At 40.3% G+C, this 25,123-nt stretch carries 23 protein-coding genes and 1 tRNA gene; 6 read left to right on the top strand and 18 right to left on the bottom strand.

The features are described 5' to 3' along the window. Positions 1-387: a hypothetical protein gene (locus tag KG708_RS12790; protein WP_213610337.1), complete on the bottom strand. Its 387-nt coding sequence runs from the start codon at positions 385-387 to the stop codon at positions 1-3. 166 nt (positions 388-553) lie between these two features. On the opposite strand from KG708_RS12790, the gene KG708_RS12785 reads away from it, so the two are divergent. Further along, positions 554-629: transfer RNA gene (locus KG708_RS12785), tRNA-Ala, on the top strand. Between the two features lie 180 nt (positions 630-809). Here KG708_RS12785 and KG708_RS12780 read toward each other — a convergent pair. Both KG708_RS12780 and proB read right to left on the bottom strand, forming a co-directional pair. Continuing rightward, positions 810-2,057 carry a glutamate-5-semialdehyde dehydrogenase gene (locus tag KG708_RS12780; protein ID WP_024601938.1) on the bottom strand — a complete coding sequence of 416 codons (1,248 nt, stop codon included), beginning with the start codon at positions 2,055-2,057 and terminating at the stop codon, positions 810-812. Then, positions 2,054-3,160: a glutamate 5-kinase gene (proB, locus tag KG708_RS12775; RefSeq protein WP_213610336.1), complete on the bottom strand. Its 1,107-nt coding sequence runs from the start codon at positions 3,158-3,160 to the stop codon at positions 2,054-2,056. Before proB ends, KG708_RS12780 begins: the two co-directional genes overlap by 4 nt. An 861-nt stretch (positions 3,161-4,021) precedes the next feature. Between proB and KG708_RS12770 the strand changes: the two genes are divergently transcribed. Further along, positions 4,022-5,881, top strand: coding sequence for a sodium:proton antiporter (locus tag KG708_RS12770; RefSeq protein ID WP_213610334.1), 1,860 nt, complete (start codon positions 4,022-4,024; stop codon positions 5,879-5,881). Positions 5,882-6,122: 241 nt separating this feature from the next. Here the strand turns inward: KG708_RS12770 and KG708_RS12765 are convergent, their stop codons facing one another. The 15 genes from KG708_RS12765 to cutA all read right to left on the bottom strand — a co-directional run bounded on the left by KG708_RS12765 (position 6,123) and on the right by cutA (position 21,627). Further along, positions 6,123-6,761: an SEL1-like repeat protein gene (locus tag KG708_RS12765; RefSeq protein WP_213610332.1), complete on the bottom strand. Its 639-nt coding sequence runs from the start codon at positions 6,759-6,761 to the stop codon at positions 6,123-6,125. A 124-nt stretch (positions 6,762-6,885) separates the two neighbouring features. Next, positions 6,886-8,199: an adenylosuccinate synthase gene (locus KG708_RS12760; RefSeq protein ID WP_213610330.1), complete on the bottom strand. Its 1,314-nt coding sequence runs from the start codon at positions 8,197-8,199 to the stop codon at positions 6,886-6,888. 208 nt (positions 8,200-8,407) lie between these two features. Next, entirely contained in the window at positions 8,408-9,286 is an 879-nt protein-coding gene (hflC, locus tag KG708_RS12755; protein ID WP_213610328.1) for a protease modulator HflC, read from the bottom strand. A gap of 5 nt (positions 9,287-9,291) precedes the next feature. Beyond that, on the bottom strand, positions 9,292-10,461 hold the full coding sequence (gene hflK, locus KG708_RS12750; protein ID WP_213610326.1) for an FtsH protease activity modulator HflK: 1,170 nt from the start codon (positions 10,459-10,461) through the stop codon (positions 9,292-9,294). A 100-nt stretch (positions 10,462-10,561) separates the two neighbouring features. Further along, a complete protein-coding gene (gene hflX, locus KG708_RS12745; RefSeq protein ID WP_213610324.1) occupies positions 10,562-11,851 on the bottom strand; it encodes a ribosome rescue GTPase HflX in 1,290 nt (429 codons plus the stop codon). A gap of 16 nt (positions 11,852-11,867) precedes the next feature. After that, positions 11,868-12,131: an RNA chaperone Hfq gene (gene hfq, locus KG708_RS12740; RefSeq protein ID WP_013466026.1), complete on the bottom strand. Its 264-nt coding sequence runs from the start codon at positions 12,129-12,131 to the stop codon at positions 11,868-11,870. A gap of 81 nt (positions 12,132-12,212) precedes the next feature. Continuing rightward, positions 12,213-13,130, bottom strand: a complete 918-nt coding sequence (miaA, locus tag KG708_RS12735) for a tRNA (adenosine(37)-N6)-dimethylallyltransferase MiaA (RefSeq protein WP_213610322.1) — start codon at positions 13,128-13,130, stop codon at positions 12,213-12,215. 14 nt (positions 13,131-13,144) lie between these two features. Then, entirely contained in the window at positions 13,145-14,968 is a 1,824-nt protein-coding gene (mutL, locus tag KG708_RS12730) for a DNA mismatch repair endonuclease MutL (protein WP_213610320.1), read from the bottom strand. 29 nt (positions 14,969-14,997) lie between these two features. After that, entirely contained in the window at positions 14,998-16,341 is a 1,344-nt protein-coding gene (locus KG708_RS12725; RefSeq protein WP_213610318.1) for an N-acetylmuramoyl-L-alanine amidase, read from the bottom strand. Positions 16,342-16,372: 31 nt separating this feature from the next. Next, positions 16,373-16,837 (bottom strand): tRNA (adenosine(37)-N6)-threonylcarbamoyltransferase complex ATPase subunit type 1 TsaE, encoded by a 465-nt coding sequence (tsaE, locus tag KG708_RS12720; protein ID WP_213611087.1) that lies wholly within the window; start codon positions 16,835-16,837, stop codon positions 16,373-16,375. A gap of 125 nt (positions 16,838-16,962) precedes the next feature. Beyond that, positions 16,963-18,303, bottom strand: coding sequence for an acetyl-CoA carboxylase biotin carboxylase subunit (gene accC, locus KG708_RS12715; protein ID WP_213610316.1), 1,341 nt, complete (start codon positions 18,301-18,303; stop codon positions 16,963-16,965). Positions 18,304-18,329: 26 nt separating this feature from the next. Continuing rightward, positions 18,330-18,788, bottom strand: a complete 459-nt coding sequence (accB, locus tag KG708_RS12710) for an acetyl-CoA carboxylase biotin carboxyl carrier protein (RefSeq protein ID WP_213610315.1) — start codon at positions 18,786-18,788, stop codon at positions 18,330-18,332. Positions 18,789-18,821: 33 nt separating this feature from the next. Next, positions 18,822-19,274, bottom strand: coding sequence for a type II 3-dehydroquinate dehydratase (gene aroQ, locus KG708_RS12705; protein ID WP_213610314.1), 453 nt, complete (start codon positions 19,272-19,274; stop codon positions 18,822-18,824). Positions 19,275-19,501: 227 nt separating this feature from the next. After that, positions 19,502-21,307, bottom strand: coding sequence for a protein-disulfide reductase DsbD (locus KG708_RS12700; RefSeq protein ID WP_213610313.1), 1,806 nt, complete (start codon positions 21,305-21,307; stop codon positions 19,502-19,504). Next, the gene (cutA, locus tag KG708_RS12695) at positions 21,307-21,627 is read right to left on the bottom strand and encodes a divalent-cation tolerance protein CutA (protein WP_213610312.1); all 321 of its coding nucleotides are present in this window, start codon (positions 21,625-21,627) and stop codon (positions 21,307-21,309) included. Before cutA ends, KG708_RS12700 begins: the two co-directional genes overlap by 1 nt. A 229-nt stretch (positions 21,628-21,856) precedes the next feature. On the opposite strand from cutA, the gene KG708_RS12690 reads away from it, so the two are divergent. The 4 genes from KG708_RS12690 (at position 21,857) to rnk (ending at position 25,012) form a co-directional block, all read left to right on the top strand. Further along, positions 21,857-22,336, top strand: coding sequence for an FxsA family protein (locus KG708_RS12690; RefSeq protein WP_064664113.1), 480 nt, complete (start codon positions 21,857-21,859; stop codon positions 22,334-22,336). A gap of 109 nt (positions 22,337-22,445) precedes the next feature. Next, positions 22,446-22,733 carry a co-chaperone GroES gene (locus KG708_RS12685; RefSeq protein WP_008113511.1) on the top strand — a complete coding sequence of 96 codons (288 nt, stop codon included), beginning with the start codon at positions 22,446-22,448 and terminating at the stop codon, positions 22,731-22,733. Between the two features lie 49 nt (positions 22,734-22,782). Continuing rightward, on the top strand, positions 22,783-24,420 hold the full coding sequence (gene groL, locus KG708_RS12680) for a chaperonin GroEL (protein WP_213610311.1): 1,638 nt from the start codon (positions 22,783-22,785) through the stop codon (positions 24,418-24,420). 178 nt (positions 24,421-24,598) lie between these two features. Beyond that, positions 24,599-25,012 carry a nucleoside diphosphate kinase regulator gene (gene rnk / locus KG708_RS12675; protein WP_213610309.1) on the top strand — a complete coding sequence of 138 codons (414 nt, stop codon included), beginning with the start codon at positions 24,599-24,601 and terminating at the stop codon, positions 25,010-25,012. Positions 25,013-25,123: the final 111 nt, after the last annotated feature.

The raw sequence follows: 25,123 nt of genomic DNA, 5'->3' as shown, positions 1-25,123 counted from the left end.
CTACAAACAACGCCCTCTTAATTGCACACTTAAATCACGCCATAACACCTCGTTTATTTTATACTTGTCTTCACAATAATTACGCTGTGCAAGTTCTTTACTAAGAAACTCTACGGCTTGATCTTCTAATTGTAATTTTAAAACAGTCGACTCTTCAAAATGCTCTTGCTCCGCAAAACGCTCAATATCACTTCGGGTTAGCTTTTTATTGAGATTAATTTGCTCGCGCGTCTTCGCCTTCACAGAAACCACATAAGCAAAAAGCTTATTACCTTGTTCATCAAGAGCATCATAAAACTGTTTTTGATTAATTTCGTAAGGCGGCTCATTAATCGAGCTGGTACAGCCAAAAAGAAAAACCATGAAAATTAACGCGTATTTTTTCATTATTGATTGTCGTTTTTATTAAGTAGTGAGGTTGAGTTTAACAAAAATTAGTTAAAACGGACAAATTTGTGAAAAAATACTTGACCAAAAACGCAAAAATATTTAAAGTTCATCCCGCTTAAGACTCAGCACTTAAGCATTTACATAGCATGTAAATTTGGAATGTGGGGCTATAGCTCAGCTGGGAGAGCGCCTGCCTTGCACGCAGGAGGTCAGCAGTTCGATCCTGCTTAGCTCCACCACTTTCCTACTCTCTCCTTTAAGTAATATCCTTATTTTTATATTCTAAATAAATTTCTCTGTTAATAATTTTTTGCCCTGTTTTAATCTTTATGTTTGCTTAGTTGTTTGATTTTGCTAAATCGAGATCAAAAATGCCGAGCAAAAGCTCGGCATTTTTATCGTTTATTAGGTTGGGTAAGTTATTCGCGAACTTGACCAACACCATTGACTAAATACTTTTCAGTCGTTAGTGACTCAAGCCCCATAGGACCATAAGCATGCAGCTTAGTCGTTGCAATACCAATCTCGGCGCCTAAACCTAGTTGTGAGCCATCAGAGAAACGTGATGACGCATTAACCATAACAACCGATGCATCCACACTACGTTGGAATAACTCTGCCGCAGCATCGTTTTTAGTACAGATAACTTCGGTATGATTTGAGCCAAATTGAGCAATGTGCTCAACGGCTGCATCAAAGCTTGGCACTATACGAATAGCAATTTCTAAATCTAAATATTCTTCACCAAATTCGTTATCTGCAAGCACAGTGGCATTATCAAAATACTCAGCCGCTTTGGCATCAGCATTTATTTTTACGCCTTCTTGGCGAAGCACTACCGCGCACAGGTTTAAAAACTCATCAGCAACATCTTGGTGTACTACTAACCCTTCTAAGGCATTACATACGCCAGTACGTTGAGTTTTACCGTTAAGTAGTAGATTAAGTGCCACTTCTAAGTCTGCATCTTTATCTACGTATAAATGACACACGCCTTTAAAGTGCTGAATAACAGGAATTGTGCTGTTTTCTGTTACATAGTTAATAAGCCCTTCACCGCCACGTGGAATAATTAAATCAATACTGTCGCGTTGCTGCATTAATTCCATTAGTAAAGCACGGTCAGGATCTGGAATAACTGAAATTAGCGCCGTTGGCAAACCATGTTTAGTAAGCACGCTGTGCATTACACTGGCAATCGCCTGCGAGCTTTTAAGTGCTTCTTTACCACCGCGTAAAATAACCCCATTCCCTGATTTAAAGCACAATGCACCCGCATCAGCCGTTACATTAGGGCGTGCTTCATAAATCATGCATACCACACCAAGTGGCACACGCATTTTACGAATTTTAATGCCATTTGGCCGTTCAGTGATATCGCGTAACTGGCCAACAGGATCATCCAGCGAAACAATCACTTCGATTCCTTCAGCCATCGCTTCAATGCGTTCATCATTAAGCGTTAGGCGATCTATCATTGATGCCGCTAAATTATTGTCGCGGGCTGCGCTTAGGTCACTTTCGTTTTCTTTGATTATAAATTCTTTTTGATCTCTTAATGCCGCTGCCATATCGGTTAACACGTTGTTTTTAGTCTCGGTATCGAGTAAAGCAAGTGTATGTGCAGCTTTTGCTGCTTGGCGTGATATGTCCGTAATTAAACTCATGACTTCTCCAATAATGCGATATCTTTTTCTGAAATAATTGGTCCAATTGAATCCTGCATTTTTTCGCTGAATTCACTCTGCTCGTTATCTGCGATAAAGTTTAACAAGCAACTACTATAATTTGCTGTGGCTTTAGCTAAACGCGTACCATCTTCACTTCGCACTAAAATAGTATCGCCCACAGCAAATTCGCCATGTACTTCCCTAATTTCATCACCACGTAAACAGCCACTTTCACCTTCTAATGAATCATCAAACGATCCATCAACAACCACTTCACCTTGCTCATTGGCAGTATGTGTCATCCAGTGGATAGAGTCTTGCATTGGTTTTTCATAAGGCAAGAACACACTCCCTGGGTTTTCACCTGCTAATAAGCGAGTAAAGGTTTCTTCTTTAAAACCATTAATAATGTAGGTTGCAATACCATGTGAGGTGGCTTTTTCTGCTGCCTCAATTTTAGTTTTCATGCCACCGGTTCCCACAGCGCTGGTAGCACATCCTGCCATAGCATAAATAGAATCATCAATTGATTTTATTTCAGGCAGTAACACAGCGTCATCATGTAAATTTGGATTTTTATCATACAAGCCATCTACATCTGAAAAAATCATTAATGCGTCCGCATCCGCAGCGGCAGCAACCATGGCTGATAAGTTATCGTTATCACCTACTTTTAAATCATCTGTTGTCACCGCATCATTTTCATTAATGATAGGCAGTACACCGTGCTCTAGCAATGTAAATACTGTTTCACGAATACTTTGGTAACGCTCGCGGTCACGTAAATCACCATGGGTTAATAATAATTGCGCTGAAGGAAAATCAAAAAAACGATCCCACATCGCCATCATTTCAGTTTGACCTGCTGCCGCCATGGCTTTTTTCATTACCACTGAACGCGGCTTCTCTGATGGAAATAAATGTGAGCCTGCCGCCACAGAGCCTGATGAAACTAAAATAACTTCAATACCACGTGCGCGACAGTGAACAATAAACTGTGCGATGGTTAATAAGTAACGTGAACGACAGCCATCTTGATCAGGTGCGATTAAGGCGCTGCCCACTTTAAGTACGATACGTCGCCAATTTAACTTTTGCATAAATGCTCAACTTTCCATTTTATTTATATTCATCCCACAGATGAATGAAACCAGGTCGCTATGTGTAAAACACAGCGTCGAATTTGTTTATCATTGCCCACACTTTTTATACACACGTACACCGCCTCTAAAACCATTGTTTTAAATTCAATGCAAAAAATAAATAGCATTAACCCAATAAAAAATTGGCTCGTACTAACTAAAAGAATATAAAGTGTTGTTTATGTATCGCTGTAAGAAGCTGTGTGCGGCTTTTTTATTAACAACATACATAGAGCCTCTTAAGTCTGGTACACCAACAGATAGGGTGATGACTTAAGGACCGAGATTTAACCGCCACGATGGGGATTAAATATTGAAAGGTAATAGTTCAACTCAAACATTTATTTATCTGCATTACGCAAATAAACACCTTAAGCAAAACCATACCAAAGAGTTCGGTAAATGATATCTTATGTTCAAACATTATAAAACATAGTCTAAACAACCACTAAGTGTATTTAGATATGTGTATCTAACATATTTATTTAATTAGACAATAAAATTTATTAGATAACAAATTGTTAGAACACGAAATATAATACGCTAAAATAGCGGTTTAGATCAAGGCTAAAATTCAAGCTAATGAAGTTGACATTGGTAAGGTGAGTATATTTTACATTTAATATCATAAAGTTAGACCATTATAAATAGTAGTTATACAGACTATAAATTTGATAACACCGCTAAAAACAGCATTAACACTAAATAAATAATTAATATTTATTAGCTAAATTTAATTTACATGCGTATACCCACTGTATTAGTGCGGACTAATCGTTATACTTTCAAACATTATTAATATTAAGGAGTTTTTACTCTATGTCAGCAATTTATTTAGCCGGTATTGCACTGTGTTCAGTGCTAGCCCAATGGGTCGCTTGGGCATTCAAAGTACCCGCTATTCTGTTTTTATTGCTTACTGGGCTTTTATTAGGGCCATTTAGTGGCGTATTAGATCCAGATGCCTTATTAGGTGATTTACTTTTCCCTGTCGTGTCTTTAAGCGTCGCTGTTATTTTATTTGAAGGATCATTAACCTTACACTTTAGAGAGCTTAAAGGGATCAGTAAGGTCGTAAGAAATCTTTGCTCCATTGGCATGCTCACCACCTGCGTTGTTATCAGCTTAAGTGCTTATTGGTTATTGGAGTTAAATTGGCGAGTAGCTGCAGTGCTTGGCGCTGTGCTGGTAGTGACTGGGCCAACGGTTATTGCGCCATTACTTAACTCGATGCGACCTACCCAGGATATCGATCGTATTTTACGCTGGGAAGGCATAGTAATTGACCCTATAGGCGCTTTATTTGCAGTATTAGTGTTTGAAGCCGTCATGTTGGTTGGTCAAGGTGAAGTATTTAGCCACACTATAATTGCACTCGTTAAAACTGTGGGTGTTGGTTTGAGTATTGGTGTGGTGTCGGGCTGGATCACAACGCAATTAATGCGCCGCGAATGGTTGCCATTTGAGCTCCATAAGTTTGGTATTTTAGCGTTGGTATTAATTAGCTTTTCTATTTCAAACTACATAAGCCATGAGTCAGGCTTACTGGCTGTGACGGTGTTTGGCATTTGGTTAGCTAATCAAGATGACTTGGAAATAGATTCGGTACTCGAGTTTAAAGAAGATTTGTCGATGATTTTAATCTCGACTTTATTTATTTTATTAGCCGCAAGATTACAACTCTCTGACTTAATGATGCTCGACAGTGATGTGTTTATATTTTTAGCTATCGTATTATTTATTGCCCGCCCGTTGTGTATTGCCATTTCAACATTCGGCACAGATTTACCGATGAAATCGCGCTTAGTACTTGCTTGGATTGCGCCTCGCGGTATTGTTGCAGCAGCCGTTGGTTCTGTATTTGCACTGAGTATGATGGAAGCAGGTGTGGCCGATGCCGAAAAAATGGTGCCACTTATATTTACCGTCATTATTGTTACTGTGGTACTGCAAAGCTTAACGGCTATCCCTGTTGCTAAATTGCTCGGAGTGCGTCAACCCTCTCCTAATACTATTTTAATCATTGGTGCCAACCATGTATCGCGTGCAATTGCACGTGGCTTAAAAGAGCAAAATATTCCTGTTCATCTATCAGATCCTGCTTGGGAGAACTGCAGAATGGCGCGTATGGATGGCCTGCCTTGTTATTACGGTAACCCGCAATCGGAGCATGCTGAACGTTATTTACCTTTAACCACTATTCGCAGTGTTTTAGCGCTTTCACCTAATCGCCACCACAACGCACTAGGTGTGCAGTATTTTTCTCATTTATTAAATGAAAAGAATGTATTTTCACTACGCTCATCTTCTTCGCATGCCAAAGCAAATAAAGACAGCGCGACCTTTTTATCACGGCAAATTCTGTTTGGTGAAAACGGATCATACGCCCGTTTAAGTAGCGTTATTGCCAAAGGCGGCAAGGTGAGTGCAACCCGAATATCGGAAGAGTTTAGCTGGCAGCAGTATTTAGAAATGAATGCTGAAGCGATCCCGCTGTTTATTCTCAAAGGGGATAAAGACAGTGATGAAGACGCACCAGTGAAAATGAGGCCTTTTACCAGTGATATGGAAAAGCCACCACAAGAGGGTGAACGAGTAGTTGCATTGCAACCGCCTAAAATATCGCTATTAAAAGATCCGGTCAATAACAAAGCCAAAGACAATAAAAAAGACGAGTAATAACTAAAAAGCGAGAGTGCTAAAAAAGCACTCTCGCTTTTTTATTTACATAGACTGAACTCTGGTTAAGGATTTACTAACATACTAAATCATAGTCATAATTAGGTTTATTTTCTCTAGCCAGAGATTTTCAGTGAAAAAAGCGAATTTTCGCGTCAATAGCTGGCCTATTGCAAGTAAATTCAACGCAGTTAGTACTCAAAATAGCCGCTTGAAATAGGTTTATTATTTAGAGTTTAGGTTACCTAGGTAAGCGCGCTCGGGTTACGACACTAGCTGGCATTTTTTCAGCAAGTTTAGTTAATGCTCGCTCTATTTTATTATGTGTCGCTTTATCGGCTACCGTGGTGTTAAACAGCCAACGATAAGCATCTTCAAAGTCCCTTGGACTACCATAGCCTTGATTAAACAAGCCGACTAATCGTAATTGCGCTTTTAAATTACCTTGTGCTGATGCCTCACGTAAGTAAGTAATTGCCATCGCTTTATCTTTTTGTACCAGCTGCCCTACATCATAGTAGCGCCCTAACTGCTCTAATGCCGCCGCTAAGCCCTGCTCAGCCGCTTTTTTCATGTAATACACACCTAGCGCTACATCACGTTCAACACAGACCTTATAAGCGAGCATATCACCGTATAAAAATTGGTAGGACGGTAATGCCATTTTATTGGCTCGCGCTTCTATGTCTTGTACTAACTGGCAATCATCTGCCTTTACGCGGGCCAAATGAGTATTCTCATTAATTAGAGCGATTAACTCAGATTCAGTATACAGCGGCACAGCTGCAGGGCTTTCTTCAGCTAAGCTATTGCTTATATTAAATAAAGACAGTGTAAGTAGTGATAATGACCACACTGAGCAACGAGAAGATAAACGCATATTAACCACTTTAAAAATAAACTTACCAAATAATATACAAAGATCGTTCCACTATTAATAGGTATGCTTTTTTATAGACATAAAAAAAGCTGCACATGGCAGCTTCTTTTCAACATAAACCCAATTATGCAAATGGGCTACGAAGTATCATGGTTTCAACACGGTCTGGGCCTGTAGAAATAATATCAACAGGTACACCCGTAATTTCTTCAATACGTTTAATGTAGTCAATCGCAGCTTTTGGTAAGCCCTCAAGCGTTGTTACACCCACTGTATTTTCAGACCAACCAGGCATTTCTTCGTATACTGGCGTCACTTTATCGTAACCTTCAGCAGCCAATGGCGTTACATTAGTCACTGTACCATCTTCAAGCTTATAACCAGTACAAATTTTAAGTGTTTCTAAACCATCTAAAACGTCAAGTTTAGTTAAACAAAATCCTGAAATGCTATTGATTTGAACTGCGCGGCGCATAGCCACTGCATCTAACCAGCCAGTACGACGTAAACGACCAGTAGTAGCGCCAAACTCATGACCTTTATCACCTAAATGCTTACCTACTGGATCTTGTTTTTCAAGACCGTCGTATAGCTCTGTAGGGAAAGGACCTGAGCCTACACGTGTTGTGTATGCCTTAATGATACCTAATACATAATCAAGGTGTAATGGACCAAAACCCGCACCTGTAGCAACGCCACCAGCAGTAGTGTTTGAAGATGTAACATAAGGGTAAGTACCGTGATCGATATCAAGTAATGTACCTTGTGCACCTTCAAATAAGATGTTGTCACCGGCTTTACGCGTTTGATCTAGAAGCTCAGTTACATCAACCACCATTGCTTTTAAGATGTCAGCAACAGCCATTGCGTCATCAAACGTTTTTTGAAAATCTACTGCATCTACTTTGTAGTAGTTCACTAATGTGAAGTTGTGGTATTCCAATACTTCTTTTAACTTAGCCGCAAATAATTCAGGATTAAATAAATCGCCAACACGTAAACCACGACGTGCTACTTTATCTTCATACGCTGGACCGATACCACGACCCGTTGTACCGATTGGCTTATCGCCTCGCGCTGTTTCGCGAGCTACATCTAATGCAACATGGAAAGGCAATATTAGCGGACATGCTTCACTGATCAAAAGACGTTCGCGTACAGGGACGCCACGCTCTTCAAGCATACCAATTTCTTTCATTAGCGCTTCTGGTGATAAAACAACACCATTACCAATCACACATTTAACATTGTCACGTAATACACCCGATGGAATAAGGTGTAGAACTGTCTTTTCACCGTCGATCACTAAGGTATGGCCAGCATTATGACCACCTTGATAACGAACTACTAAAGATGCTTTATCTGTAAGGAGGTCAACTACCTTACCCTTACCTTCGTCACCCCATTGGGTGCCTAGTACAACAACGTTTTTACCCATTGCAAATTCACTTGTAGAAAATTAGGACGAGATTTTACCAGAAAACTAAAGCAATGTTCACCCCGTTTAGCTTATTTTTTCCTCGTGCATTGAGTAAACATCGATGTTTAGCTAATAACCACATAAATAACAGTCATTTATAATCCTAAAATCAGATAACAAAAAGCCCTACAATTGCAGGGCTTTTCAAAATCATGCAAAGTAGAATTTACTGTACTTTAGCGCCTTTCATATATTGGAAGAAATCGCTATCAGGTGATAACACCATCACGTCTTGCTTGCCTTTGAAAGTTTGCTTGTAAGCCTCTAAAGAGCGAACAAAGCTAAAGAATTCAGGATCTTTATTGTAAGCACCTGCATAAATTGCTGCAGCATCAGCATCACCTTGACCACGTACAGAGCGTGCATTTCGCTCAGCATCAGCAAGCATAACAGTTACACGACGATCGATGTTCGCACGAATAATTTCAGCCTGCTCTCTACCTTCAGAGCGATGCTCTTTAGCTACCGCGTCTCGCTCAGCGCGCATACGTTGATAAATAGACTCACTGACTTCTTGTGGTAAATTAATTTGCTTCACGCGCACATCAAGCACTTCAATACCTAACTCGCCAGCACTTTCCGATGCTTGCACTAGCGCCTCTTCCATCAGCTCACTACGCTCACCAGAGACAATCTCACGAATAGTACGTGAACCAAAGTTGGTACGTAAACCATTGTTTACTTTTTGCTTAAGTAATGTTTCAGCGTATTGCTTGTCACCACGAGCACGTAAATAAAAGGTACTAAAATCGACAACGCGCCATTTCACAAACGAATCTACAATTAAGTCTTTTTTCTCACTCGTTACAAATCGATCAGGTGCACCATCAAGGGTTTGAATACGTGCATCTATAATTTTAACTTGGCTAAAAAACGGAACTTTAAAGTTTAAACCCGGTTCATAAACAACCGCCTCATCATTACTACCTTTTTGTACCTTGCTAAACAGCAGTACAATTGCTCTTTCCCCTTCAGATACAACAAATACTGATGAGAATGACATAACAATAGCAACTACTAAGACGACTAAACTAAAGTTTTTCATTATGCTTATCTCCCATCATTAAAGCGGTCGTTGTTAAAGCGGTCACCACCACTGTTAACATTGCTGTTGCGCGACGTATCTGCTTTATTACGTAAATCATTAATATCGCTTGAACTTGGTAGAGCTACGCGTGTTGCTGTACCTTGCTTTTCCATAATTTTGTCAAGCGGTAAGTACATCATATTATTGCCACCTTTAACATCAACTAACACTTTTGAGCTATTGCTCAGTACTTCTTGCATAGTGTCAATGTATAAGCGCTCACGTGTTACTTGCTTAGCAAGTTGGTATTCAGGTAGAAGTTTCTCAAAACGAGCAATTTCACCTTGTGCCTCAAGCGTTATACGCTCTTGGTAACCTTCAGCTTCTTGCGTCATACGGCTTACTTGACCGCGTGCTCTAGGCTCAATTTCACGTGCATATGCTTCTGCTTCACGAATAAAGCGTTGCTCATCTTCTTGAGCTGCTATGGCATCATCAAACGCATCTTTTACCTGAGAAGGAGGACGAGAATCTTTAAAGTTAACATCGGTAACAATTAATCCTAGGCTATATGGTTCAATAATTTTATTGAGTTCATCCCAGGTATTTTGACGCACAACTTCCCTGCCATCCGTTAACACTTGGTCCATTTTAGAATGGCCTACAACGTAACGAAGCGCACTATCTAGAGCTTCAGCTAAGCTGCTATCAGCATTTGTTACACTATATTTATAAGTAAATGGGTCAATAACGCGGTATTGCACTTCAAATTCAACACTTACAAGATTTTCATCCTCAGTAAGCATAAAACCAGAGGTAGATAAAGAACGCACTGCTTCAATATCTATCGGTACAACCGTTTCAATAAAGGTCATTTTCCAACGTAAACCAGGATCTGCGATACGATCGTACTGGCCAAATTGCAATACAATTCCTCGCTCAGATTCTTTAACAGTGTAAATACCACTTAATGCCCATACAATAAAGGCAATAACAAGTATAAATGAAATACCGGCTCCACCAAGTCCACCGCCGCTACTATTGCCGGATTTTTTACCGCCAAATAGTCCGTTGAACTTGTTACTAAATTTACGGAACACCTCGTCTAAATCTGGTGGGCCCTGATCACGTCCGCCTTTATTATTCCACGGATCTTTATCATTGCCATTATTACCCGGTTCATTCCAGGCCATAGCTATACTCCATTGTTATCTAAATAAATTAAGAAATTGTGTCAAATCTAACAAATCTTCCGCATTTCTTATACTAAAACCGACATTAATCTTTTATTTTTTAGTCACTGTTAATAAAACTATTAATTTCAGGACCAAAATCTTTAAGTAATCGGTTCCACTCAACCATAGGTAACCGTACATCCAACAGCCAATTACCTTGTTCATCGAAGCGTTCATTGTGTACTGCACTTAAATTAAATAACGATGCTCTTAAACGTCCATACTGAGGTGCCAGTAGTAAAGTTTCGCTCAACATCTTTTTAACTAGTAGGTCACTAATAGCCTCACTTAACAGCTCGCAACCTTCACCTGTTTTTGCTGATAACCATACCCTTATAGGTTGACCTTCGTCATCGCGATCAATACGTGGGGTTACATCATCCAGCGCATCAATTTTGTTGTATACAAGTAATTGCGGTACATCGTCAGCTTCAATTTCTTTGAGTACTTCTTGTACCTGTTCAATATTTTCTTTTCGACGAGGGTCGGCTACATCTATCACGTGTAATTGTAAATCAGCCTCTCGCGTTTCTGTCAGCGTTGCTTTAAATGCAGCCACTAAGTCATGCGGTAAGTGGCGAATAAACCCTACAGTATCCGCTAAAATAACCGAACCAACATCGCCAATATCTAATTTGCGTAAGGTTGGGTCTAGTGTTGCAAACAACTGATCAGCAGCATACACATCAGAATTTGTAATGCGGTTAAATAAGGTTGATTTACCCGCATTTGTATAACCAACTAAAGACACCGTGGGTATTTCGTTGCGCGTACGGGCACGTCTACCTTGCTCGCGCTGAACGGCAACTTTAGCCAAGCGTGCACGAATATTTTTAATACGTGCGCGTAACAAGCGCCGATCGGTTTCTAACTGCGTCTCACCAGGGCCACGTAAACCAATTCCGCCCTTTTGGCGTTCAAGGTGAGTCCAGCCGCGGATCAAACGTGTAGACATATGACGAAGCTGCGCTAACTCAACTTGAAGTTTACCTTCATGAGTACGTGCGCGTTGAGCAAAAATATCAAGAATAAGTGTGGTTCTATCAAGCACCCGACATTGGCAAACACGCTCTAAATTACGTTCTTGAGACGGACTTAACTGATGGTTAAAAATGACAACATCGGCATTGTGGATTTTGACAATTTCAGCTATTTCTTCTGCTTTGCCGGTACCGACAAATAGCTTAGGATGTGGCGCTTGACGGCTGCCTTGCACAACCGCCAAACTGCTAACACCAGCAGAAGATACCAACATTTCTAATTCGTGGAGATCTTCACGATCCCCTTCTTTAGGTAAGTCGATATGGACTAAAATTGCCTGTTCGCCAGATTCATAGCGGTCAAACAAGCATTACGCTCCTAATTTAAAAGTTTCCAGCTTCAGGTTCTTCAGTGTCTTCATTTCCTTGTACACCTTGGAAGTTGACTGCGCGTGCAGGTACAACTGTTGAAATTGCATGTTTATACACCATTTGGTTAACAGTGTTTTCCAGTAAAATTACAAATTGGTCAAATGACTGAATCTTACCTTGTAACTTTATGCCATTTACCAAAAAAATTGATACTGGAATGCGCTCACGGCGTAGTGCATTTAAAAATGGGTCTTGTAACGATTGGCCTTTTGCCATGTTATTATTCCTTCGTTCTAGGTGTTATTATAATTAAGTGGCTGAACCGATTTAGTAAAACTAAATTTTGTCCAACTACTACTAGCTTAGCGAACTTACTACACGATGCAAGTTTTCTTCATCGCCTGTTGTTAACCATGTAACGTCAGGCCAGCTTCTTAACCACGTTAATTGACGTTTAGCCAGTTGACGTGTGGCTGCGATGCCGCGAAAAATCATTTCATCATGCGTAATTTCACCCGCAAGGTAATCCCACATCTGTCTATAACCTACACAACGAATAGAAGGCATATTGGGATGTAAATCCTCACGTAGATATAGGGTCGAAACTTCTTTTTCAAACCCCTGTGCAATCATTATTTTAAACCTTTCTTCAATTCGACGATGTAATTCACTGCGCTCATCAGGTGCGATAGCAAATTGATGAAAAGTATAGGGTAATACTGGCTGTTTTTGCTTTTGCAATTCAGTCATCGTTTTACCTGTTATACGGTATACTTCCAACGCACGATTAATTCGCTGAGAATCATTTTCACTTATCTTTTGTGCGGCTTGAGGATCAACTTCAACTAGCTCTTTATATAAATAAGGCCAGCCATGTTGTTTAGCTTGTTTTTCAAGCTGTGTTCTAATTTTTTCATCCGCTTCAGGTAAAGGCGACAACCCATCAATAAGTGCTTTGAAGTACATCATTGTACCTCCAACTAATACAGGTACTTTACCTTGTTGATGAAATTTATCAATTTTTTCGATGGCATCACGTCTAAAGTCAGCAACCGAATACGTTTCACTCGGATCAAGTAAGTCAATTAAATGATGTGGAGCACGTCGCAACTCTTCTGCATCAGGCTTGGCAGTACCAATATCCATACCTTTATAAATAAGCGCAGAATCAACACTAATTATTTCAGTATTTAAATGCTCACACAATGAAATTGCCAATGCTGTTTTACCAGCGGCGGTCGGGCCCATTAAAAATATGACCGGTAAATTACTCAACACGAATACCTTAATTAAAATTGCGTTAGATAAGAATTTAGATCTATTTTAACTGCTTTTTCTCGCAAGCGTTCAATTGTTTGCGGATTATTTTGCAAGCGCGCTTGCTGAGCTAAAAAGGCATTACTTGCATAAAACCGAGCGGGAATGATACTCACCAGCCATTGTAGCCACTGCTCAATACTTTCTAACTGAGCCTTACATCCCTCAAGCAATGCATCTATTGCAGCACTTACATCTAATAAGTACAGACTTGTAGGCAGCTTCTTTACCATAACAAACTGCTTTTCTATTAATAACTCAAAACCTAGTAAGGTAAACCAAGACTGCTGAGCAGCAAGAAGCTCCGTGTCTTGTTTTGATACGTTAACACGCACTGGCAATAGGAGTGCTTTACCTTCAAGGCTGCCGTGCTCTTTTATTTGTGTATGCCAATCATCCGCTAATGCGTATTTAAAGTGTGAACAATAAAGTTGATTTTCATCATTGAACACGCAAACGCCCTGTTCAATGCTTATTATATCGACAGTACGCAGTGCTGTATCTGATACTTGCGTCTCATTAGATTGTACAAATGCTGCCGCAGTATCAAAGTGCTGCGCTTGTTGCTCATTCACGCCCTGATAAAACGCATTCACATCATGGTAATTTTGGCTTTCAGTACGCACCTGTCTACCCCCACCTTGACGACTGCCACCATAAGAGGCACTACTTGTAGATGGCGAATGACTTGGTTGTAATGACGACTTAGGATAATCAAAAAGTTCACTACTGCAAGTGTGTTCTTGGTTAAACGATGTAACTGGTGAATGATGAGCGTGAGCGGCTGGCGAATTAACAAACTCAGCTTGAAGTGGCACCACAACTTGTTTAATAGCTTGTAAAATAAAGTCATGTACCAAACGACCTTGATGAAAACGTACCTCATGCTTTGCCGGGTGCACATTAACATCCACTTGGCGTGGGTCTATATCAATGTAAATCACAAATCCAGGAAGTTCTTGCTCGCCACTGACCTCTTCAAATGCTTGACGAATAGCATGCAAAATAAGTTTGTCGCGCATCATGCGATTATTCACATAGGTATACTGAGTAGTATTAGCCGATCCAACTGGCAATACCCAACCGTGTAGTTGCAACCCAGCCTCACCCGATTGAATATGCAATCCTTGCTCGGCAAACGCTTTACCCGCCACTTGTGCGACTCGCGTAATCGCTTGAGCGGGATCAGTTTTAGCGCGATACTGGCGCACCACTTTTTCATTATGGGTCAATGTAATTGATACATCAAAACGGCTCAGCGCAATACGCTTAATAAGCTCATCAATATGACTAAATTCGGTTTTTTCGGTGCGTAAAAACTTACGTCTCGCTGGGGTGTTAAAAAATAAATCTTTAACTTCAATTGTTGTGCCATCAGGGTGCGCTATTGGCTTTACTTCTACCGCCATATCGCGGCCTTGTGCATAGGCTTGCCATGCGGCTTCTTGATCTCTAGGTTTTGAACTCAAAGTTAAGCGAGATACCGAGCTAATAGAAGCTAAGGCTTCACCTCTGAAGCCAAGAGAACAAATATTTTCTAAATCATCCAGTGATTTTAATTTACTGGTCGCGTGACGAGAAAGCGCTAAAGTAAGCTCAGCTTTTGCAATTCCCACTCCATTATCACGAATACGAATGAGTTTGTGACCGCCACGTTCAATGTCAATCTGAATACGTGTAGCACCGGCGTCAAGGCTATTTTCTACTAATTCTTTAACTACCGAGGCTGGCCGTTCAACGACTTCACCTGCGGCAATTTGGTTTGCTAAGCGCGCAGGTAATATTTCAATACTCATAAAAACCTTAAATGTTATGCGCTTTTAAATTAACCTTGTGGAATATCAAGTTCCTGGCCAATAAATAACGTATTTGAACTGAGCTTGTTAACTTGTTTTATTTTACTAATACTTACCCCATAACGCCCTGAAAGCATACTTAAAGACTCACCTGGACGAACTTTATGTTTTGTAGGGTATTGTGATTTTAATTTAGCAAATAACGAATCATCCGGTGGGTTACGTAAATAATAATTCTTAATGGAGGTAAACATAGCTTTAGCAAGACGCTCTTGATAGTTAGCACTTTTTAGTAATTGCTCTTCACGTGGATTAGAAATAAACCCAGTTTCAACTAAAATAGACGGAATATCTGGCGACTTCAATACGGCTAAACTTGCATGTTGTGGATGTTTTTTATGCATTTTAGCGACTTTTCTTAATTCTTTGACCACTTCGTCTGCAACACTTAGCCCTGTTTTCATTGAGTGATCCATAGACATATCGAGTAAAGCTTGCGCTAGGTACTTTTCATTAGCAGCATCTTTAATTACATCGGCAGCACCACCGAGTAACTCTGAGTGTTTTTCTTTATCCTCAATCCATTTACCAATTTCTGAGTTAGCGCGTCGAAGCGATAACACCCATACAGAAGCACCATTTGGCCCCGGGCTAGTAAAGGCATCTGCATGAATCGAGACAAGAAAGTCAGCTTTTTTTTGACGAGCACGATTAGTGCGCGTGTCAAGTTTTACAAAATAGTCGCCACTACGAACCATACGAGATATCATACCGCGCTCAGCATCAATCATGCGCTCTAAACGCTTCGCTATTTGTAATGTAATGTCTTTTTCATATGTACCTGAAGGGCCGATTGAACCAGGATCTTCTCCACCATGGCCTGCATCTATTGCAATTACAATGTCGCGTTCTTGGTTTAATTGACGTTTTTTAGCCGCAGTTTGCGCTGGAGTAACCACCTGTGAAGGTTGGCTTCTATCATATAAATCAACGACCAACCTATTTTTATATGGACCTGTGGGGGCGAGTGAAAATATAACGGGCTTAATTGCCCCTGTTAATTCAAATACTAAGCGTACGCTATGTTTATTTTTTGGTTTTGAATAACGCAACTTACTAACAAGCTGATGTTTTGAGGGTACTTTTGGCAAGGTTTCTAACTTATTTGTACCTTCCAAATCAACCACCAAACGACTCGGGTTTTTCAACATAAAATAACTAAAGTCGGGCTTATCATCAAGGTCAAATACCACCCGTGTACTATCAGGTGATGGCCAGACACGCACACTATTAATGGTGTTTTGCGCCCACAATGGTAAGCTCACTGTAAAAACCATGCAGTAAATAAAAAGTTTAACTAAACCACGACTCATTTTGATAATCACTGCCTTAACTATTTTATTATTAATTTGTTAGTTTTTCGACAATTGCTACGCCGCGCTCACTGGCACTGTTAATAACAATTTTACGCTCGTCACCTACATAACTTAGCGTAACATTTAAATCAGGAACAGGAATAAATTCTCCACCCTTCTGCGGCCACTCAACAATACAAATTGCCGTTGCCGAAAAATAATCACGGATCCCCATAAATTCAAGCTCTTCAGGGTCGCCCAGCCGGTATAAATCAAAGTGATAAACATTACCGCGCACAAGCTCGTAAGGCTCTACTAGCGTATACGTTGGACTTTTAACCTTACCTGTATGGCCAAAGCCTTGCACTATGCCACGGGTAAATGTCGTTTTACCTGCCCCCAAATCACCATGTAAATAAATAACTGCGCCTTGCTCTATTATGGCAGCTAATTTATTACCCATAGCAACTGTGGCATGTTCATCGACTAAATGAAAATCAAAACTACACGACATGATTACCTCAAAATTAACAAAAAGCGCATATTGGTTAATCATACCAGATTATTTATTTAAGACGATACTGCCTCGTTTTTAAAGATAAAAAAACCGGCCTAGGCCGGTTTGTGAAATCGAAGTAATTATAACCCTAGCTTTTTTTCAAGGTAGTGGATATTAGTGCCACCATTTTTAAAGTTTTCATCTGCAAGAATACGTTTATGCAGTGGGGTATTTGTTTTAATTCCGTCGATTACCAGTTCATTCAATGCATTACGCGCACGAGCAATAGCGACATCACGATTTTCACCGTAAGTAATAAGCTTACCAATCATAGAGTCGTAATGTGGGGGTACCGTGTAGTCAGCGTAAATATGGCTATCCCAACGAATACCTAAACCACCAGCTGGATGAAAACGAGTAATTTTACCTGGCGATGGAATAAAGGTTTCTGGATCTTCAGCGTTAATGCGACATTCAATGGCGTGACCACGAATTACAACATCTTCCTGCGTGAAAGATAAAGGTTGACCCGCAGCAATTTTTAATTGCTCTTTAATTAAATCAACACCGGTAACCATTTCAGTTACTGGGTGTTCAACCTGAATACGGGTATTCATCTCAATGAAGTAAAACTCACCATTTTCGTATAAAAACTCAAACGTGCCCGCGCCACGATAACCAATTTCAATACATGCACGTGTACAACGCTCACCAATGAACTTACGCACTTCTGCAGTAATTCCTGGTGCGGGGGCTTCTTCAACTACTTTCTGATGGCGACGTTGCATTGAACAATCACGTTCACCTAAGTGAACTGCATTACCTTGACCATCGGCAAGTACTTGTACCTCTATATGGCGAGGGTTTTCAAGGTACTTTTCCATGTAAACCATGCTATTGCCAAAGAACTGCTTTGCTTCTTGCTGCGTAAGCGCAATCGAATTAATTAATTCACCTTCATTGCGTACAACACGCATACCACGACCACCACCGCCGCCAGCTGCTTTAATAATAACCGGATAACCAATACGTTTAGCAATTTGCATGTTGCGTTCTTTATCATCCGATACCGGTCCATCAGAACCCGGTACACATGGAACACCCGCTTTACGCATAGCTTCGATTGCCGATACCTTATCGCCCATTAACCGAATGGTGTCGCCACGAGGACCGATAAATACAAAACCGCTTTGTTCAACTTGATCGGCAAAGTCAGCATTTTCAGCAAGAAAACCATACCCTGGGTGAATAGCAACCGCATCAGTAATTTCCGCTGCGGCAATAATGCGTGGAATGTCTAAGTAACTTTCAGTTGCTGCCGGTTTGCCAATACAGATGGTTTCATCTGCTAGCAATACATGCTTAAGATCACGATCCGCCGTTGAATGAACAGCAACCGTTTTGATCCCAAGCTCTTTGCAGGCGCGCAATATACGAAGTGCAATTTCACCTCGGTTTGCAATGACTACTTTATCTAACATAAGAGTTGGCCTTTTACGTTGCGCTATTATTCAATGATGAATAAAGGTTGATCAAATTCTACTGGCTCGCCGTTTTCTACTAAAATAGCTTTAACTGTACCGGCTTTATCTGACTCAATTTGGTTCATCATTTTCATCGCTTCAACAATACATAATGTATCACCAACGTTAACCTGTGAACCAACTTCAACGTATGCTGGCGCTTCTGGAGAAGCCGCTGCATAAAAAGAACCCACCATAGGTGACTTAACTTGGTGACCTGTAGGACCTGCTGCTACTTCTGACTCTACAGGTGCTGATGGTGCAGGCGCTGCTGGAGCAGGTGCTGGAGCGTATTGCTGTGGTGCAAATTGTGCGTAAGCTGGACCGGCACTCATATTATTACGGTTAATACGTACTGATTCTTCACCTTCAGTGATTTCTAGTTCTGCAATACCTGATTCTTCGACTAATTCAATTAGTTTTTTGATCTTGCGAATATCCATAAACGACCCGCCTATTAGTTTGTTAGTTTAAATTTAGTTTGAGTTTTGCAGTCGACTCACCGCTGCATGTAACGCAGCGTGGTAGCCCATTGCACCTAATCCACAAATAACGCCTTGCGCCACATCAGAAAAATAAGAGTGATGGCGAAACGCTTCACGTGCATGCACATTACTTAAGTGCACTTCAAAAAACGGAATATCAACGCTTAGCAATGCATCACGTAATGCGACGCTTGTGTGCGTAAATGCTGCAGGGTTAATAATAATGAAATCAACCGCTTGCCAAGCATCATGAATGCGTTCAATGAGTGCTTGCTCACTATTACTTTGAAAATGCGTTAACGCCACATCTAAACTATTAGCAGCGTTGTTTAAATCGCTCATAATATGCTCTAAAGAGTGTGAACCGTACTTATCAGGCTCACGCTTTCCTAGCATGTTTAAATTTGGGCCATTTATAACTAAAATCTTTAATTTTGCAGCCATAATACGCGATATATCCTATAAGTAATGAGTTAAGCAGTTATTAACTAGTTTTTTCTAAAAAGTATACAGAAAAAACTAAGATAGCAACATTTTCTCACGTTAACCAACTATTATAGTGATTTCGAAGTAAATAGCAGCAAAATACTGGTCTAATCTCTATTATGGGAACATGCTTAAGGAAGTATAATGGCACAACATTAACAATCATGTTGCGCCATACTGAATGGTTATTCAGCGCTGCTACGCACTGTAGCAAGGTGCTTAGCGAAATCATCCGCATTTAAAAAGCCAGTAACACGTTGTGTACTTAACTCTTTACCTTGGGTATTAAAAAACAAAATACTCGGTAAACCAAACACAGAGTATTCTTCCATCACCTCAATTGTGTCATCATCGCTTTGGGTTAAATCAACTTTAATTAACTGATAGTGGCTAAACTCGCTTTGTACTTTTGGATCAGGAAACGTGTAACGCTCAAACTCTTTACACGCCACACACCAATCAGCGTATAAATCGACCATGACCATACGATCTTCGCTATTTGCTTGCGATACTGCTTGCTTCAACTGGGTTAAGTTGGCAACGAGCTTAAACTCATTACTTTGTGTAGTCGCTTGTAAGCTTACTGTTTGCGTTGGCCAAAAATAATTTTTGGTTAAGTTAAATCCTAAAAACACCAATAAAACAGCCATAAACCACAATAAGGTTTTTAATTTGCCTTGAGTTTGGGCGCTTTGCCAATAATGGAAATAAAGCGCTGTGGCGATAGCTAATAAGCCTGCCATAAGCATAATAATTTCAATATCTATAATGCGCTCTAGCAAAATAAGTGGCACAACTAACATAATAAAACCAAATAAGGTTTTAACTTGTTCCATCCAGCCGCCAGCTTTCGGTAATAGCTTACCTCCCGATGTACCTAATAATAACAGCGGTAGCCCCATACCTAAACTCAGTACGTAAAGTGTTAGCCCGCCTACTAGGTAATCGCCGCTTTGTGCCACAAATAATAATGCGGCTGATAAAGGCGCTGTAGTGCAAGGAGATGCAATAAGCCCTGATAAAACCCCCATCAAGAACACCCCAATATAGTTGCCCCCTTTTTGGTTGTTGCTCACTTGGGTTAGTTTGTTCATCATACTACTGGGTAGTTTTATTTCGTACCAACCGAACATCGACATAGCCAACAATACAAACAGTAAGCTAAAACTTATTAACACATATGGATGCTGTAAGTAGCCTTGCACTTGGCCACCTAATGCAGCAACCACTAATCCTAATGCGGCATAAGTCACCGCCATACCTTGAATATAAACAAATGATAGGGCAAATGCTTTTTTGGTAGACAGGTTCTTTTGACCTGCAATTAAGCTAGATAAAATAGGAAACATCGGAAATACACACGGTGTAAATGCCAAACCCACGCCCACGGCAAAAAATATAGCTAAATTGACCATTAAGCTTTGGCTGGCTAACTGCTCTGTAAATGTCAGATCTTTATCGGGTATTGGTGCAGTTGCTGGTTTTTCTGCAGATTGGCTAAGTGCCGCAAATGCACTGCTTGCTGCGGTATTGTCATTAGTATTAGTTTCACTTGCCAGTACACTTAATGGAATGCTGATGATTTCAGGTGGATAACACAGCCCTGCTTTTGCACAGCCTTGATAACGCACCTTCACAACGCCATCTTCACTCACATTACTTAGTTTGCTGATAACGCTAAGAGAATTAAAAAACACCTCAGTTTTGCCAAAAAATTCATCTTCAATTATTTCACCAGAGCCCAACTTAGGTACCTCAATATTGGCACCTTTGGCAATAATTTCTATTTTGTCTTTATATAAGTAATAGTCATCAGCGATATCCCAACCGATAAATAACGTACTGCCTTGCTGGTCAAAGTCAAATACAAATGCTTCATCTACCGGTAAAAAAGTGTGTTGAGTTGGCTTTAGAAAATCATTAAGTGTATTTTGCGTCGCCAACACCGGCGTCATTAAAATACTTAATAAAAAAAATAAAATAAAGCGCATTAATTAAGCACCTCATCCATCCAATTAAAATAGGCCAAGTTACCAGTTGTCACATCAACAACTTGTATCTCTGGTACCTCATAGCTGTGCAGATCTTTTAACGTTAAAAATACATCGTTCATTTTGTCAGACTTGGTTTTAATTAGTAGCTTTACCTCTGTTGCTTCCGCTACCTCACCTTCCCATATATAAATAGAAGTCATGGCTGGTAAAATATTTACACATGCAGCTAGTTTCTTTTCAATTAGCGCCATTGCCAATAAACGAGCTTCATCGTTATCTTTGCAAGTGGTAAAAATAAGTTTAAATTGCGTTGTCATAATGAACCTTTACTTGTTTGCGGGGGTCTAGCCCCATAGTAGCTGATAGCGGGTATAATGTGTAGACACTCGCAATATCGACATTTTGAGTATTAATTTAAACCCACTATTTATAACCTAACTAACATTAAAGTTTGGAACTTGCTTGTATTAGCTTGAAAATAGACCCGACAACCCTCACTTATATTTCATTAGCACCTTAATAAGTGTCATTTTTTTAGAGAGTCTTATGTTTAGAATTTTATTTTTGCTGTTTATCATCATCCCTATTATTGAAATTGCCTTACTAATTCAGGTTAGTGACGTGATAGGTGGCTTCGCAACAATCGCTTTAGTGGTACTAACCGCGATTGTGGGTGCGAAAATGGTGAAACAGCAAGGAATGGGCGCACTACAAAACGTACAAGTGCAAATGGCTCAAGGACAAATGCCTGCTAAAGAATTGTTTACCGGTATTTGCGTAATTATTGCAGGGGTACTTTTATTAACACCCGGCATTATGACTGATGTATTTGGCTTACTACTCCTTACCCCTGCTATTCGTAACAAATTAGCTGCAGGACTTGCTAGTCAAGCAACTGTAAGAATGAGCGCTAGCATGCATCAAACTGGCACTTCAGGGTTTTCGCAAACTCATCAATCAATGCATCACGAGCAAGATGAAAACCGCCCTAAAACCATAGATGGTGAATACGAGCGAAAAGATTAAAAATTTATCATTTTTTCTCTTGGAATTTTTCACTCCACCCCCATTAATGAAAGCAAATTAGATACACTTTTTTCTGTACTGTTCAGAAACTGTTAGGAGAACTAAAAACATGAACATTCGTCCTTTGCAAGATCGCGTAATCATCAAGCGTCTAGAAGAAGAAACCAAGTCTGCTGGCGGTATTGTATTAACTGGCTCTGCAGCTGAAAAATCAACTCGCGGAGAAGTTGTTGCCGTAGGTAATGGTCGCGTTTTAGAAAACGGTGACGTTCGAGCATTAGAAGTGAAAGCCGGTGACACTGTGTTATTTGGCTCATATGTTGAAAAAACAGAAAAGATCGAAGGTCAAGAGTACCTGATCATGCGTGAAGACAATATTTTAGGCATTGTAGGCTAAACCTACTTTTCGTTTAACACACATTTTAAGAATTTAGAGGAAATTAAACATGGCAGCAAAAGAAGTACTGTTTGCAGGCGACGCACGTGCAAAAATGCTAACTGGCGTAAATATTCTAGCAAATGCAGTAAAAGTAACATTAGGCCCTAAAGGTCGTAACGTTGTATTAGACAAATCATTTGGCTCTCCAGTGATCACCAAAGATGGTGTATCTGTAGCAAAAGAAATCGAACTTGAAGACAAGTTTGAAAATATGGGCGCACAAATGGTTAAAGAAGTAGCGTCTAAAGCAAATGATGCTGCTGGTGACGGTACCACTACCGCAACTGTGCTTGCTCAGTCTATTGTAAACGAAGGTCTTAAAGCGGTTGCTGCGGGTATGAACCCAATGGATCTTAAGCGCGGTATTGATAAAGCAATCATTGCTGCAGTTGCAGAACTTAAAGCGCTTTCTGTTCCATGTGCTGATACTAAAGCGATTGCACAAGTAGGCACTATTTCAGCTAACTCTGATAAAGAAATTGGTGAAATCATTGCTGATGCAATGGAAAAAGTAGGCCGTAACACAGGTGTTATTACGGTTGAAGAAGGTCAATCACTGGAAAACGAGCTAGATGTTGTAGAAGGCATGCAGTTTGACCGTGGTTACTTATCTCCATACTTTATCAACAACGCTGAAAAAGGCGCGGTTGAACTAGATAACCCATTTATCTTACTTGTAGATAAAAAAATATCTAACATCCGTGAATTATTACCAACATTAGAAGCGGTTGCTAAAGCAAGTAAACCTCTACTAATCATCGCAGAAGACCTTGAAGGTGAAGCGTTAGCGACACTGGTCGTTAATAACATGCGTGGTATTGTAAAAGTATCAGCGGTTAAAGCACCTGGTTTTGGCGATCGTCGTAAAGCAATGCTACAAGATATCGCGGTATTAACTGGCGGTACTGTGATTTCTGAAGAAATCGGCCTTGAGCTTGAAAAAGCAACAGTTGAAGACTTAGGTACAGCTAAACGTGTAGTAATCACTAAAGACGATACAACAATCATTGATGGTGCTGGTGAAGAAGACGGTATCAACGGCCGTGTTGCACAAATCAAAGCACAAATTGAAGAAGCGACTTCAGACTACGATAAAGAAAAGCTACAAGAGCGCATGGCTAAATTAGCTGGCGGTGTTGCAGTAATCAAAGTAGGTGCCGCTACTGAGATGGAAATGAAAGAGAAAAAAGACCGTGTTGAAGATGCATTACATGCAACTCGCGCAGCGGTTGAAGAAGGTGTGGTACCAGGTGGCGGTGTTGCCTTAGTACGTGCTGCTAGCAAATTAGTAGACTTACTAGGCGATAACGAAGACCAAAACCACGGTATTAAAGTGGCACTTCGTGCGATGGAAGCACCACTTCGTCAAATCGTTACAAACGCAGGCGACGAAGCATCTGTTGTTATTAACGCAGTGAAAGGCGGCGAAGGTAACTACGGTTACAACGCAGCCACTGGCGAATACAACGACATGATTGAAATGGGTATCCTAGATCCAACTAAAGTAACGCGTTCTGCATTACAATTTGCAGGATCGATTGCCGGTCTAATGATCACCACAGAAGCAATGGTCGCTGAAATCCCTAAAGAAGAAGCTGGTGGCGCCGATATGGGTGGCATGGGCGGTATGGGCGGCATGATGTAATCATCCCCTCACACACCTAGCTCAAATAAAAACCCAGCTTCGGCTGGGTTTTTAGCAATAGAGATAAAATAAATTCACTAAGACAACAATAAAATTACCTCAGTGTATTCCAATGCAACTGAGTTCCTGCAAGCTATACCCAGAGTAAATTTTATTTAACATGATTAAGGATATTAAGTTGAATACAAAACCTGAAATAATCATTTCATCACTGGATGCAGATAGATTGTATGCGCTGATGGAATCGTTACCTGCAAACAGTTTTGCGGGTGAGAAAGAACTTGAAGCAGAACTTGGTAGAGCTAACATCGTTGAGCCACACGAAGTTCCCTCAACCGTGGTAACCATGAATTCAACAGTGAATTTTATCGTTGAATCTACCCAAGAAGAATTCACATTAACACTGGTGTACCCTAAGGACATTGATACAACTGGAGATAAAATATCTATTTTAGCGCCAATTGGTAGCGCCTTACTTGGCCTATCTCAGGGTGAAGAAATTGAGTGGCCTAAGCCTGGCGGAGGTGTACTTAAAGTGAAAATAAAGGAAGTTACTTACCAGCCTGAGCGAGCAGGAATGCTATATCGCTAAAAACGATTTATACCAAGAGCAATAAAGCTCATAGGTTAATATTGATAGCTGGCCTGCAGTTAACCTGCTATCAATATTATCTAAAATATTCGCGTTTAAAGCATATTGGCG

The organism is Pseudoalteromonas sp. (assembly GCF_018402495.1).
Lineage (GTDB): Bacteria > Pseudomonadota > Gammaproteobacteria > Enterobacterales > Alteromonadaceae > Pseudoalteromonas.
Note: the sequence above shows the minus strand (reverse complement) of the source record. Positions and strands in the feature narration are given on the sequence as shown.